The following is a 13,629-nucleotide window of genomic DNA, read 5'->3' as shown; positions in this document are numbered from 1 at the left end:
CCTCCCATAAGCGATGGCACGCGGCCTACTCGGCGGCGTCTTGTTTGGTCGTGGGGGCGTCCTGACGCCCGAAGCTGCGCGCGAAGAAGGCGTGCCAGTTGTCGCCCATGATCCCGTCCGTGGTGGCCTCATCCAGTCCGGCGGCGCGCAGGCCCGCCCGAATGCCCGCCAGATCGCGGTTGTCGCGGAACCAGTTGGGCATCGCCGGGAAACCCGCATTGGCCGCGCTGCCCTCGCCGTAGTCGATGGCCTTGGTCCAGCGGCCCACACGCATCCATTCCACGATGCTGTCGGGCTGGTCCTGGCACAGGTCCGTGCCGATCCCGACATTCTGCGGACCCATCAGATCCACGGCCAAGGCGGCCATGTCGCACCACGATTGCAGCGTGCAATCGCCGCCACCCTTGAGGTGATGCGGGTAGGCCGACAGCCCCAAAAACCCGCCGCTTTGCCCAAGCGCCCGCAGCAGGTCGTCGGACTTGTTGCGCCGGGCCTTGTGCCAGCTTGCCGGGTTGGCATGGCTGATCGTGACGGGCCGCGTGGACTGCGCAATCGCCTCGAAGGTCGACCGCTCGCCGGAATGGCTCATGTCCACCACCAGGCCCACGCGGTTCATTTCCGCGACGACCTGACGCCCCATCCGGGTCAGCCCGGTATCCTCGTCCTCGTAACAGCCCGACGCCAGAAGCGACTGGTTGTTGTAGGTAAGCTGCATGAACCGCAGGCCCAGCGTGTGCAGAACCTCGACCAGACCGATGTCGTCCTCGATGCAGGACGGGTTCTGGGAACCGAAGAAGATCGCGGTGCGGCCCGTCTCTCGCGCGCGGCGCACATCGTCTGCGGTGCGCCCCTGAAAGATCAGGTCGGGAAACTGTTCAAACCAACGGTTCCACTGCTCGATCACCAGCACGGTTTCTCGAAACGTCTCGTGGTAGGTGATCGTCACATGGACCGCATCCACGCCGCCCGCGCGCATCTGGCGAAAGATCTTCTCCGACCAGTTGGCGTATTGCAGACCGTCAATCAGATAGCTCATGCGGGCGCTCCGGCGGCGACATAGGCGGTCTTGACCGTGGTGTAGAATTCGGCGGCATAGCTGCCCTGCTCGCGCGGCCCGAAACTGGACGCACCGCGTCCGCCAAAGGGCACGTGGTAGTCCGTGCCTGCGGTCGGCAGGTTCACCATGACGCATCCGGCGCGCATGTGCGCGCGGAAGTGGCTGGCGCGGGCCAGCGAGGTCGTCATTATCCCGGCGGTCAGACCGAACTGCGTGTCGTTGGCGCGGGCCAGGGCCTCGTCGTAGCTATCCACGCGTTGCACTGCGGTGATCGGCGCGAACATCTCCTCACGGTTGATCCGCATATCATTGGCCGTGCCTGCAAAAACCGCCGGGGCCATGAAGTAGCCGTCGGTCGCCATTTCCAGCCGGTCGCCACCACAGAGCAGTTCCGCGCCCTCGTCCTTGCCAACGCCGATATACTCCATGTTCTGGTTCAGCTGGCTTTCGCTGACCACTGGACCCAATTGCGTGCCGTCCTCAAGCGCGTGACCCACTTTCATGGCCCGCGCCGCTGCGACCAGTTTTTCGACGAAAGCATCATGAACGGCGCTGTGTACGATCAGGCGGCTCGCAGCGGTGCATTTCTGACCCGTGCCCCCGAATGCGGAACTCGCGGCATGGGCCACGGCCAGATCGAGATCGCAATCGTCCATCACGATCAGGGGGTTCTTCGACCCCATCTCCATCTGCACCTTTGTCATGTTCTGCACTGCGGCCGCAGCAATGCCGCGCCCTACGGGGACCGAGCCGGTGAAGCTTATGGCGTCCACCTCGGCGCTTTCCACAAGACGTTGGCCCACGTCACGGCCCGGCCCCGCGACCAGGTTGAACAGCCCCTTGGGAATGTCCTGGCGCGCGATGATCTCGGTCAGGGCAATGGCGCTTGCGGGCGTAACATTCGCGGGCTTCCAGACGACCGCATTGCCGAAAGCCAGTGCAGGCGCAATTTTCCACGCGGGCGTGGCCACGGGAAAGTTCCAGGGTGAAATGATCGCCACCACACCCACGGCTTCGCGGCGCACGTCGATCTCGATCCCAGGGCGCACGCTTTCGGCGAGATCCCCGTGCTGGCGCAGCGCTTCGGCGGCAAAATAGGTAAAGAACTGCCCGGCACGGTAGACCTCGCCCTTGCCTTCGGCCAGCGGCTTGCCCTCTTCACGCGACAACAGGCGACCGATTTCGTCAGAACGCGCCATCAACTCGGTGCCGATGGCCATCAGAACGTCGTGACGTTTCTGAATGCCGGCGGCCCACCAGGCGGGCTGTGCCCGGCGTGCGGCGGCGAGGGCGGTGTCCAACTGGCCCGCATCCGCCTGCGCATACATACCGATCAGGTCAGTGGTGTCGGACGGATTGCGGTTCTCGATCTGGGCGGTACCCTCGGTCCAGGCACCGTCGATATAGAGTTGCGTGCGATCCGTCATGGCTCTCTCCTGTTTGCTTGATTGCTCCCTAGACCATTGCGCTTAATTCAGTCAGTCTGAAAAAATTGAAAAAATCTTCAGGTATTCTGAATGTCTATCAAGCTCGAAATGCTGAGAACCTTCTCGGTGGTGGCGACGCAAGGAACACTGGCAGGCGCGGCCGCGGTTTTGGGGCGCTCACCCTCCGCGGTGTCGATGATGTTGGCGCAGCTTGAGGACGACATAGGCGCGCCTTTGTTCGAGACTGACCGCAAAAGCCGTCTGACACCCCTGGGACAGCTTGTGCTTGAAGAAAGCCAGCGCGCTACGGATGTCTTCGACCGCAGTGTCGCTGCCATTCGCCGGCACGCCATGTCCGCGGGCGGGATCGTGCGCATCGCGGCGGTGCCTTCCGCCACAGTGGCGCTCTTGCCGGATGTGATCGAAGCTTTCCGCAAAGCACACCCTGATGTGCGCATCGAGATCAGCGACGTCGATAGCGCCGCCGTGCGCGCGCGCATCCAGCGCGACGCGGCCGATATTGGGATCGTTTCGGCACAGCCTCGCGACACACCGGAGGGCACGCGCATTCGCTCGGATGATTTGGGGATCGTTTGTGTCGAAGGAGGGGCCATACACCTCGCGCACATGAATACTCAGGGCATGTCGGGATGGGAATTGCTGAAACGGGAGCCTCTGATTTCGAATCCGCTGTGCGAACTGGTCGATGATCCTCTGGTTGCGGAGATGAGGATCGCCAGCACTTTGGAGGCGCGGAACACCACGGCAATCCTGTCGTTTGTCAAACGTGGATTCGGGGCAAGCATCCTGCCCTTCGATGCCGTGCGCAATCAGCCCGACGGTGTGGAGTTCTTCGTCCCTGCCCACTCCACCAGTCAGCGTGAACTGCGCAAGATCAGGCAGGATAACGGCCGGATGCGGGGTCCAGTTGCCGCGTTCTGGGACCTGCTGAAAGACTAACGGTCAAAGGCGAGCCCCGATGCAACAAATCGAAAACGGCATCCGGTTGGACGACAAGCTAATCCTCAAAGATGACAACCTCGGCGCCCATGCCACCAATCTGAGATCGAGAAATGCGCCGAAGCAGACAGCACTAAGCTTTGATTGCTGTACGCTTCTGCAATGGCCCACCCCCGAGCATGACCAGCCTTGCAATTCCCGATAAGTTCTGTCAGGATTAATTTGCCCAGCCAAGCCTCGATCTGAGCCCGGCTCCATTGTGATCGTTGCAACGGTGCGCATCTCTTCGCGCATTGCAACAAAGGAGGCTGGACATGCTTTTACATCTATTCCTTTCCAACCCGTTCCGCGCCGCCTGGAACGCTCCGCAACAGCCTGGCCTTGCGCCCATCCGGAGCGGAGCCGTTATCGATGTTTGACCATCAAGGCCCTCGCACGACCGAAAGCTGCTGCGGCAGGAGAAACGACCCCATGTCGGTGCGCATCGAAAAGGCCGGCCTAGAGCCACGCGATCAGGTCGTTCTTCAGACCGCGCGCTACTTTTTCGAAAGCTTCGCAAACCCCGAACACCAGAGCTGGTTGCTTGGGCTCACATGCCCGACCCTGACCTATGGCGAGATCGACGGGGTCCGCGTCGCGAGCCTTGTGCTCGGTGCGGTGCAGGCGATGCGACAGGCGCGCCAATCCTGTTTCCGGTTCAACAATCCCCATTGCGCAAACTGCGCGCGGCTTCTTTCGGAACATGAGGGGTTGTTCATGCGCAGCTTCATCGCCCTGCGGGAGGGGCGGCGCCCCGTGGCGTTCTCCTACGCGATGCTGCTTTGCGAAACCAACCCGGTGGACACGTTCCTGGCCGCGCAAACACGACTGATCAACGCAACCGACGCGCTGGAAATGCAGCCCATGTCCTGAACGCGCAGTCGCATCGTGATTGCGCCCCCATCCAACGCCCCCAGCAGCCAGTTTCGGGAGACTGCCATGTTAGATGCAAAAGAGATCCGGGAGGCGCGCACCCACAAGGCCGGGCGCGCGCGCGACATTGCCGAGGCGCTCGGGCTGCCGGAGGCCGCGCTGGTCGCGGCGCAGGTCGGGCATGATGCCGTGGCGCTGCGCCCGCATCCCAACGACCTGATCCCAGCCCTCGGGGCCCTCGGCCCGATGATGGCGCTCACGCGCAACGACGCCTGCGTCATCGAAAAGGATGGGGAATATACCGACTACCACGGGGGCGATCACGCGACGATGACCCTCAACGAGGGGATCGATTTGCGGATGTTTCCGCGCCACTGGGTGCATGCCTTCGCGGTCTCCGAGCAGGTCAAGAGCGGTCTGCGCCACAGCGTGCAGGTGTTCGACGCCGCAGGCGATGCGGTGCACAAGGCCTATCTGCGCGACGGCGCGGACATGGCGGCCTGGACACGGCTGCAATCGGACCTCGCCCTGCCCGCACAAACCGACACCTTGGCCCTGAAGGATCGGGAGCCGCCCGAGGGCGCGCGGATCAATCTCGACAAGCGCGACATCCTGCTCAAGGAGTGGGCACGGCTCACCGACACTCACCAATTCCTGCGCCTCTGCGCCAAGCTGAAAATGAACCGGTTGGGCGCCTATCGGATTGCGGAACCCCCCTTCGTGCGGCCGCTTGCGCCTTCGGCAGTGGACACGATGTTGCGCGCGATACAGGTTGCGGGATTCGAGATCATGCTGTTCGTCGGCAATCGCGGCTGCATCGAAATCCACACCGGCCCCCTTCGGCGGATAGAGCCGATGGGCCCCTGGGTGAACGTGCTGGACCCGGACTTCAACCTCCATCTGCGCGGCGACAAGGTCGCGGAGGTCTGGCAGGTCGAAAAGCCGACACAACGCGGCCCGGCTGTCTCGGTCGAGGCGTTCGACGCCGACGGTGTCCTGATCCTTCAGGCGTTCGGCGTTCCGAAGGAAGGCAAGGATACCCGCACCGCGTTCACCGAGATCGTCAACGGCTTGCCGACACAGGAGACCACGGCATGATGTTTCGACTTGCCCTGATCCTGTTTCTCGTGACCGGTCCGGTGCTTGCCTCGGACCGGGTTCTGGCCATCGGCGGGGCGATCACGGAGATTGTCTATGCCTTGGGCGAAGACGCGCGGCTTGTGGGCCGGGACACCACGTCGGTCTTCCCCCCCGAGGCCGAAGCGTTGCCGGATGTCGGTTACATGCGCGCATTGTCGCCGGAGGGCGTGCTGAGCCTCGCGCCGGATCTGATCATCGCCGACGAGGGCGCCGGCCCTGCCGAGGCGCTCGATGTTCTGACCTCCGCGAGGGTTCCGATCGTCATGGTCCCGAACCAGCCCGATGCAGAGGGCCTGGTGAGCAAGATCATGACCATCAGCGACGCGCTTGGCGTCCCGGAGCGGGGGGCGGAGCTTGCCGAGGCTGTCAAGAGCGACCTGGAGAAGGCGCGCGCCCGCGTTGCGGAACTTTCCGACGGGGATGATCCCAAGCGCGTGCTGTTCATCCTGTCGACCCAAGGGGGGCGGATCCTCGCATCGGGCACAGACACCGCCGCAGCGGCGATGATCACCCTGGCCGGCGGCGTCAATGCCAATACCGGTTTCGAAGGCTACAAGCCCCTGAACGACGAGGCCGTTACCGCACTGGCACCCGACCTGATCCTGATGATGGACCGGGGCGGAGATCACGATGTTGCGGTGGACGAACTTCTGGCCATGCCCGCGCTGGCCAGCACACCGGCCGCGCAGAACCGTGCGGTGGTCCGGATGGATGGCCTGTTCCTGCTCGGGTTCGGCCCACGAACAGCACAGGCGGTCCGCGACTTGTCCCTTGCGCTCTATGGCAACTGATCTGAGCCATCAGGCCGGAACCGCCGCGGGCGCCGAGGGGGGGCGGTATGCCCGCGCGATGCGACTGCATCTGTGGCTCTGGATATTTCTGCTTGCCGTATCTGCGTTCTCTTTGGGAATCGGGGCGGCGGGGGCACAGGTGCGTGCCGCGGTCGCAGACTGGATCCGCACCGGCACACTGGATGCGGGGGCGCAGGTGATCCTGTTCGACATCCGCCTGCCGCGACTGGCACTCGGGTTGCTGGTCGGCGCCGCCCTTGCGGTGGCGGGGGCCGTGATGCAGGGGCTGTTCCGCAACCCGCTGGCCGATCCCGGCATCGTTGGGGTCAGCGCCGGCGCCGGTCTGGGCGCGATTCTGGCGATCGTGCTCGGTGCGGCCCTTCCGGCCTTTTTCATCGATGCCTTGGGCAATTACCTGATCCCGCTGGCGGCCTTCGCCGGGGGCTGGGGCAGCACGATCCTGCTTTACAAGGTTTCGACCCGGCGCGGGCGGACGTCGGTCGCGACCATGCTCCTGGCCGGGATCGCCCTGGCCGCCTTGACCGGGGCGCTGTCCGGGATCCTGGTCTACATCGCCGATGACAGGCAATTGCGGGATTTGACCTTCTGGGGGCTGGGCTCCTTGGCCGGGGCGACCTGGACCAAGGTGCTGATCGCGGGCCCCTTGATCGCGGTGGCGTTCCTGTCGGCGCCCTTGCTGGCACGGGGATTGAACGGAATGGCCTTGGGCGAGGCCGCGGCGGCCCATATGGGCGTGGCGCTGGAGCGGCTCAAAACCGGCGCCATCCTGATCGTGGCCAGCGCCACGGGCGCGGCTGTCGCGGTGTCGGGCGGCATCGGGTTCGTGGGCATCGTGGTGCCCCCTCTGTTGCGCATCGCAGTCGGACCGGATCACCGGACGCTGTTGCCGAATGCGGCGCTCTTGGGCGCGAGCCTTCTGGTGCTGGCCGACTGCATCAGCCGAACCATCATCGCACCTGCGGAATTGCCCATTGGCATCGTCACCGCGGTTCTGGGCGCGCCGGTATTCTTGTGGATCCTGCTGCGCGCGCGGGGGGTCGTGGACCTGTGAGCCTGCATGCGCGAAATATCACCGTCAGGCTGGGTCGCCGGGATGTCCTGTCGGGCGTCGATTTCACCGCGCAACCCGGGGCGCTGACGGCGATCGTCGGGCCCAACGGCTCGGGCAAGACCACCCTGCTGCGCGCGCTGGTGGGCGAGATCGGCGCTTCGGGCGACGTGCGCCTGAACGGACTGCAGACCGCGTCGGCCAAACCCTGGGCGCTGGCGGCGATGCGCGGGGTGCTGCCGCAGGCGGCCTCGCTCGCCTTTCCCTTCACCGTTATCGAAGTGATTACCATGGGGCTGGAGGCAGGGCGTCATGCGGCGCGGCGTACCCTGCCCTTGCAGGCCCTGCAAAAGGTCGGCCTGAGCGGGTACGAAGACCGCTACTACCAGGAACTTTCGGGCGGCGAGCAGCAGCGGGTCCAACTGGCCCGCGTGCTCTGCCAAGTCTGGGAGCCGGTCTCGGCCGAGGGCCCGTGCTGGCTTTTTCTGGACGAGCCTGTGTCGAGCCTCGATATCGGGCATCAGCTCGGTATCATGCGGATTGCGGCGGACTACGCGGCGCGCGGCGGCGGCGTGATCGCCGTGATGCATGACCTGAACCTGACGGCGATGTTCGCCGATCAGGTCGCCCTTCTCAAAGGCGGCGCGATCCGGGCCGTCGGCACCCCGCGACAGGTGCTGACCGACACCAACCTGTCCGAAGCCTATGACTGCGCGGTGCGGGTCAACACGGCCCCCGCGGCCGATAATACATTCATCCTGCCGCACGCCGCGCAAATGTAGCCCCACCATGGGTGGGGCCACGCGCCGCAACGCCCGCCCCCTGGCTCAGAAGGTCCAGGTCAGGAACACGTCAACCGACCGCTTCTGTCCCTCGATCTGGTCGATCGGATCATAGGTCGTGTTCAACAGGTTGTTCAGCGCAACCGTCAGCGACGCGTTTTCGCTGATGTTGACGAAGGCATCGACCTCCAGCAAGCCGAACCCGTCGCCGGACCGCACCACTGCGCCGGTCTCGTCCCGCAAGGTGGCAGAGGTTTCGCCCCGCACATGCGCGTCCAGCACCCCGGTCATCCCGAACCAGTCGAAATCGTATTTCACACCGACGCGACCGAACAGTTCGGGCGTGCCTGAATCTTTGGTCTTGAACCCGTTGCCGAAATCGAATTCTCGCCGCACATATGTGAGCGAGGCGTAGGGCGACCAGTTGCTTGCCCCGATCCGGGTTTCGGCCAGAACCTCAAGCCCGAAGGCCTCGGCTGCAGCGATGTTGGTATAGCTCAGCGTGCCGCCACCTGCCGCTGTCAACTCGATGTAGTCGGAGCTGTCGGTATAGAAGAACGTGGCATCGATGGTTGCGCCCGCCCCGTCATAGCGCGCGCCCAGCTCCAGCGTGGTGGCAGTCTCCGGCTCCAGATCGGGATTGCCGATGACCGTTTGGCCGCCTGCGGAAGTTTCGAGGAAAAGCTGGCCCAGCGACGGATAACTGTAGCCTTGCGAGATATTCAGGCGCAGCGCCGTCTCGGGATTCGGGGTCCAGACCAGTCCGGCGGAGCCGAGAAACCTGTCGTCGTCATTGGACCGCGGGGCACTGCGCGTGTTGCGGATAAGCTCTGCATCCACCGCGTAATACCGCCCGCCCAGAAAGCCCGTGACCGTGTCGGAGAGATCGAATTCCTGCAAGGCGTAGAGGGAAGTGGTCTTGATGCTCGCATCTTCCTCGCGGCTATCGACACTCACAACCGGCGGTCCCGGCGGGCCGGGAGGCGGGTTTGCCGTGACAATCGAACTGCGCGCGGTGTCGAGACGGTCGTCTTCATACTCGAACCCGACAAAGCTGCGCCCGATGTCGAAAATCGACAACTCGGCTGTCACATTCAGCCCCCAGGTCCTGCCCTCGTCATCGCTCAGGCCCTGAATGTTCGTCGGCGCATTCGGCACGAACGGCGGCACACCAGTATTCACATCGTTTTCGAAAACCCGGTCGACGGTCTGATAATAGACATCCGCGTTCAGCTTCGGCATCCAGGGCGCGAGGTCCGTCCCTTCATAGAAAGCCGAGTATTTCGTGAGATCCCGATTGGGCAAGGTGATCGTGAAATCGGGATCGTCGGTGAAGACATCCGCCGATTGATCGTAACGCTGGGCTTTGAACATCACGTATTGGTTCGGATCAATCTGGTATCCCAGGTGCACGGCGAGGCTGTCACTGGCACTTTCCGAAGGCACCAGCGTGCGATCGGGCGTCTCGCGGTCCCCGAAATCGGCCGTTCCGGCCGTAATCCGGTAATCGAAGGCCCCGATGGTGCCCCCGACCGAGCCACTGGCGCGGTAGCCATCCGAGCCGCCGAAATAGCCCGCGCCGAACGTGACCTCTGCCGCGGTGTCGGGCGCGCCGCGTTTGGTCACGATGTTGACCACCCCGCCAATGGCGCGCGAGCCCGAGACCACCGACGACGCCCCCCGGATCACCTCGATCCGCTCGATGTTGAGCGGATCCACCAGCACAGGCTGCCCATAGGTCGTGTGGTCGGTCAGGGCTTGCCCATCGACCTTGATCAGAACCCGGCGCTCCGCCTCGCCCCGGATCTGAATACGCTGGATGCCCTGTTCGCCGATGATGACGCCCGGGACGCTTTCGAGGTAACTGCCGATCTTCTCAGGCGCGATGCGGCGCAACTGACCGTCATCGATCACGGTCACACTGGATGGGCTTTCGAAGACAGAGGTCGGCAAACCGGTGCCCAGGACGGTGATGGCTTCCAGGGCTGTGGCGTCCTGCGCGGCGCTGATCCGCGCAGATAGCCCAGTGGCGGTTACGAGAACAGTCGTGATGGTAAGTGCCTGTTTTAGCATGATCAGGTCCTTTGGAGTATTCGGAGCGGACTGCTGCTGGGCGCGAAACCTTGCTGAGCCTGAGGATGAAGAATCGGGGGTCGGGACGGGTCCGGGGCGCCGGGCCTTCGCGCCAAGTCAGAGATGGCGATCACGTCGTGCGCGCCCGGGTGCGAAGCTCGCCTGCCACCCATGGGCGCAATGAACTCAAATTTGCAGATCATGGTCATTCTCGCGCCGCCTTTCGTTGGCCTTGGCCCTGCGGGTCAAAACATCCATGCGTGGCGTGGCGAGACGCGCACCCTGGCCAAGGTCGGCAGGTACGGCATCATTGCTGCGATTGACATTTCCGATAAAAACAGTAAGAAATCAGCTTAGCAAGTGTTAACGCAGACTTTCCGGAGCGCACCGCACAGCGGGGTCACAAGGTCCTGCCCGGTGACGCCCCACACCACCACGCAAGCCCTGACCCGTCCTGGATGCGGTCACCGCCAGCATATCGCACACACCTTGTCGAGGGTTGCATGATGGCGCGAATACGTCCCTTCCCGACGTGGGTCGCATGGCTCACAGCTCACCCCACCATCGCACGATGGGTTCTGGCAGCCCCGGTTGCGATATGCTCCACGTTGTTTGTCATGCTCATGCTTCCGCAGGTGTTTCCACCCGGAATGAATGGCGGGGCATTTCTGCTCTTACCCTTCGCATTGGTTTTCATGCTCTGGGCGGCCGTTTCGGTCGTACCGGCGATCGCAGGGCCATTGGGCCTGAGCTTAGGGGTCGTGTTGGGGTTGGCGTTGGTCGAAATGGCCTTCCTGGTCAGCATTTTTCAGTGACGCCTGCAAAGCACGCCCCGGACCCGCTCGCCGCTCAAGGGCCACAACCACACTGCCGAAAGACATTCGCATGATCGATCTCGCCTCGCTTTCCCTGCTCGACCTCAGCGCGCTTCAGAGCTTCATGGGGCAGGGGGGGCCGGCCATCTGGGTCATTGCTGGCCTGTCGGTCATCACGCTGACCGTCATACTCTGGAAGCTGTGGCGTTTCGCTCGGATCGGGGCGTGGTCTGGACAGCGCGCCGACCGCGCCGTGCAGCATTGGGTAAAGGGCGACATGGGTGCTGCGCACCGGGCTTTGAGCGGGCAACAGGGGGTGCGGGCCAGACTGGTGGCGCGCGCCCTTGCGGCCCTGGACGATCCTGGCCTGTCTTTCGAGGGCGCAAAGGAGGAAACCTACCGCATCGCCCAGCGCGAGCTTGCGCAGTCACGCGCCGGGCTGCGGGTTCTGGAGTTGATCGCGACGATCGCACCGCTCATCGGCTTGCTGGGTACGGTGCTGGGAATGATCGCCGCATTTCAGGCCTTGCAAGACGCAGGCGCGCGCGCAGACCCCGGCACGCTGGCCGGTGGCATTTGGGAGGCGCTGCTGACGACGGCGGCGGGCATGGCTGTCGCCATCCCTGCCTCGATGGCGCTGAGTTATTTCGAAAGTGTCGTGGACCGGATCAGGCAAGATATGGAGGATCTCGCGACCCGGATCTTCATTCGCGCCGAAACCCGGGAGCTGACACCGAAACCGCTCCAGCAGGCCGCCGAGTGACCAGCTTTCGCCTCGATCCCACCCGGCCGCGTCGGCGGCCGAGCCTGACACCGATGATCGACGTGGTTTTCTTGCTGCTCGTGTTTTTCATGCTGGCGGCACGGTTCGGCTCGGACACGGGCCTGTCGCTGACACTGGCCGGCGGCAACAGCGGGGCGTATTCGGGCCCACCACGGGTGATTGACGTGCTGCCGGAGGGACAGCGTCTGAACGGTGTGGCACTGGACGAGGACGCGCTCCGCGCCACGCTTGCCGACCTGACCGCATCACCAGACGACCTGATCATCCTGCGGAGCCGGGACGACGCGGTTCTGCAACGGCTGGTCGATCTGGTCGCGACACTGGAAGCCGCGGGATACACACGCTTCGCAATCCTGGAGTAGTCCCGTGCGCATTCCACCGCCCCCGAAACCTCTGCGCAACGAGAGCATCATCCCGATGATCAACGTGGTGTTCCTGCTGCTGATCTTTTTTCTGATCACCGCCGAGATCCGCCCCGCGGATCCGATCGAGGTCGTGTTGCCCAGCACCGAAGACCAGGAGTTGGCATCCGAAACGCCGGTGCGGCTGTTTCTTTCGGCCGATGGCCTGATTGCCTTCGACGCGTTCACCGGCGAAACCGCGCTGGCCGCAGCCCTGGAAGAATATGGGCCCGAGCCGGGCGTTCCCTTGCAGATCCGCGCCGATTACCGGGTCCCGGGCACCGCGCTTGCAGCTTTGCTGCGCCGTCTGGCCGAGGCCGGGATTCGCGACGTCGAGTTGACCACGGCGCCGTCGTGACCATGGTGCGTCAGCTCGAACTGCCCGCGTTTGTGATGCTCGCAACCGTCCTGCATTTGGGCTTGTTTCTGACGCTGCCCGAGGGCGCGGCCGGAGATGCCGGCGCAGGCGGCGATGTCGCGATCAGCCTGACCGCCATATCGGGAGACCTCGACGCACTCGTCGAGGCGTTCGAGACACCGCCCGAAGCTTTGACCCGCGCACCGCAGATGGATCCGACGCCACTGGCCCCGGATCAGCCGCCCGAGGCCATCAGCCCCGCCACGCGCGCAGCGCCCCCGCCCGAGCCGCCGCGGACCCTGAGCGCCCCATCCGAGACGCCAGCCCTGCGCCTCGATACGGCGCCTCCCACCCCAGCGGACCTGCCTCGGCCGGACGCGCTTGCGGATCTTCCACCGCCCGCCCTGCCGTCACTGGATATGCCGCAGGCAATACCGACGCCCAGGGTGGCAGAGCCGGACCCTGCACCCGCACCTGCGCCGCCTGCAGCGCAGATGCCTCCCCCCGACCCTGCCACACCGCCGCCCCCGCCTGCGCCGCCTGCCCCGCCGGAGCCCGCGGTCGCGCAAGCCCAGCTGCCCGAGGCCGCCAAGTCACCGCCCGCGCCACGGCCGGAGCGCGCACAAGCGCCAAAAGCCGAAACAGCGGCCGCGCCGCAACCCGCCGCGCCGCCGCAGAAAGCCCAAAGGGCGAAAGGTGACGGCGATGCGGCAGCGGCCGGTCGCGGAACGCAGACCGACATATCCAGCCTCAGCCCCGGTGTCCGCGAGCGCCTCATGACACGCTGGGGCAGTCAGATCCGGGCCCGAGTCGAACGGCGCAAACCCTCGGGAACACGAGACCGCGGCACGGCCGTCGTGCGATTGGTGGTGTCGACCGAAGGTCAGCTGCTTGCCGTCAGTCTGGCACAAAGTTCAGGCGTGGCCGCGATAGACGCCGCCGCGATCAGCGCGGTCCAGCGCGCAGGCAGGTTCCCCAAGGCGCCCAGGGACCTCGATGGCACGCAACATGCCTTCACCTTGCCCATTCGGTTCGGAAGGTAGCAGGGCCGCCGGTCCAG

The 13,629-nt window shown here is 64.6% G+C and carries 15 protein-coding genes; 12 read left to right on the top strand and 3 right to left on the bottom strand.

The window, feature by feature from the left end:
* Positions 1–25: 25 nt before the first annotated feature.
* Both PVW48_RS12285 and PVW48_RS12280 read right to left on the bottom strand, forming a co-directional pair.
* A complete protein-coding gene (locus tag PVW48_RS12285) occupies positions 26–1,036 on the bottom strand; it encodes a membrane dipeptidase (RefSeq protein ID WP_274581550.1) in 1,011 nt (336 codons plus the stop codon).
* Positions 1,033–2,484, bottom strand: coding sequence for an aldehyde dehydrogenase family protein (locus tag PVW48_RS12280; protein ID WP_012177255.1), 1,452 nt, complete (start codon positions 2,482–2,484; stop codon positions 1,033–1,035). Before PVW48_RS12280 ends, PVW48_RS12285 begins: the two co-directional genes overlap by 4 nt.
* A gap of 90 nt (positions 2,485–2,574) precedes the next feature.
* On the opposite strand from PVW48_RS12280, the gene PVW48_RS12275 reads away from it, so the two are divergent.
* The 6 genes from PVW48_RS12275 (at position 2,575) to PVW48_RS12250 (ending at position 8,138) form a co-directional block, all read left to right on the top strand.
* On the top strand, positions 2,575–3,444 hold the full coding sequence (locus PVW48_RS12275) for a LysR family transcriptional regulator (protein WP_274581549.1): 870 nt from the start codon (positions 2,575–2,577) through the stop codon (positions 3,442–3,444).
* Positions 3,445–3,915: 471 nt separating this feature from the next.
* Positions 3,916–4,356: a hypothetical protein gene (locus PVW48_RS12270; protein ID WP_274581548.1), complete on the top strand. Its 441-nt coding sequence runs from the start codon at positions 3,916–3,918 to the stop codon at positions 4,354–4,356.
* Between the two features lie 66 nt (positions 4,357–4,422).
* Positions 4,423–5,454, top strand: a complete 1,032-nt coding sequence (locus tag PVW48_RS12265) for a hemin-degrading factor (RefSeq protein ID WP_274581547.1) — start codon at positions 4,423–4,425, stop codon at positions 5,452–5,454.
* Positions 5,451–6,287 (top strand): heme/hemin ABC transporter substrate-binding protein, encoded by an 837-nt coding sequence (locus PVW48_RS12260; protein WP_012177251.1) that lies wholly within the window; start codon positions 5,451–5,453, stop codon positions 6,285–6,287. Before PVW48_RS12265 ends, PVW48_RS12260 begins: the two co-directional genes overlap by 4 nt.
* Positions 6,277–7,359 (top strand): FecCD family ABC transporter permease, encoded by a 1,083-nt coding sequence (locus PVW48_RS12255; RefSeq protein ID WP_274581546.1) that lies wholly within the window; start codon positions 6,277–6,279, stop codon positions 7,357–7,359. The genes PVW48_RS12260 and PVW48_RS12255 overlap by 11 nt, the downstream gene beginning before the upstream one ends.
* On the top strand, positions 7,356–8,138 hold the full coding sequence (locus PVW48_RS12250; RefSeq protein ID WP_274581545.1) for a heme ABC transporter ATP-binding protein: 783 nt from the start codon (positions 7,356–7,358) through the stop codon (positions 8,136–8,138). The genes PVW48_RS12255 and PVW48_RS12250 overlap by 4 nt, the downstream gene beginning before the upstream one ends.
* A gap of 45 nt (positions 8,139–8,183) precedes the next feature.
* On the opposite strand, the gene PVW48_RS12245 is transcribed toward PVW48_RS12250, so the two are convergent.
* Entirely contained in the window at positions 8,184–10,211 is a 2,028-nt protein-coding gene (locus PVW48_RS12245) for a TonB-dependent receptor (RefSeq protein ID WP_274581544.1), read from the bottom strand.
* A 171-nt stretch (positions 10,212–10,382) separates the two neighbouring features.
* Between PVW48_RS12245 and PVW48_RS12240 the strand changes: the two genes are divergently transcribed.
* The 6 genes from PVW48_RS12240 to PVW48_RS12215 all read left to right on the top strand — a co-directional run bounded on the left by PVW48_RS12240 (position 10,383) and on the right by PVW48_RS12215 (position 13,612).
* The gene (locus PVW48_RS12240; RefSeq protein ID WP_274581543.1) at positions 10,383–10,568 is read left to right on the top strand and encodes a hypothetical protein; all 186 of its coding nucleotides are present in this window, start codon (positions 10,383–10,385) and stop codon (positions 10,566–10,568) included.
* A gap of 260 nt (positions 10,569–10,828) precedes the next feature.
* Complete coding sequence (locus tag PVW48_RS12235; protein ID WP_274581542.1) at positions 10,829–11,026, top strand: hypothetical protein; 198 nt, start codon at positions 10,829–10,831, stop codon at positions 11,024–11,026.
* A gap of 70 nt (positions 11,027–11,096) precedes the next feature.
* A complete protein-coding gene (locus PVW48_RS12230) occupies positions 11,097–11,789 on the top strand; it encodes a MotA/TolQ/ExbB proton channel family protein (RefSeq protein ID WP_274581541.1) in 693 nt (230 codons plus the stop codon).
* A complete protein-coding gene (locus PVW48_RS12225; protein WP_044027604.1) occupies positions 11,786–12,172 on the top strand; it encodes an ExbD/TolR family protein in 387 nt (128 codons plus the stop codon). Before PVW48_RS12230 ends, PVW48_RS12225 begins: the two co-directional genes overlap by 4 nt.
* A gap of 4 nt (positions 12,173–12,176) precedes the next feature.
* Entirely contained in the window at positions 12,177–12,569 is a 393-nt protein-coding gene (locus PVW48_RS12220) for an ExbD/TolR family protein (RefSeq protein ID WP_012177246.1), read from the top strand.
* Positions 12,570–12,571: 2 nt separating this feature from the next.
* Positions 12,572–13,612, top strand: coding sequence for an energy transducer TonB family protein (locus PVW48_RS12215; protein WP_274581585.1), 1,041 nt, complete (start codon positions 12,572–12,574; stop codon positions 13,610–13,612).
* Positions 13,613–13,629 lie beyond the last annotated feature (17 nt).

The organism is Dinoroseobacter sp. PD6, assembly GCF_028807315.1.
In the GTDB taxonomy this organism is placed as follows: Bacteria; Pseudomonadota; Alphaproteobacteria; order Rhodobacterales; family Rhodobacteraceae; genus Dinoroseobacter; species Dinoroseobacter shibae.
The sequence above is the reverse complement of the archived record's forward strand: the minus strand, read 5'-3'. Positions and strand labels throughout refer to the sequence as shown.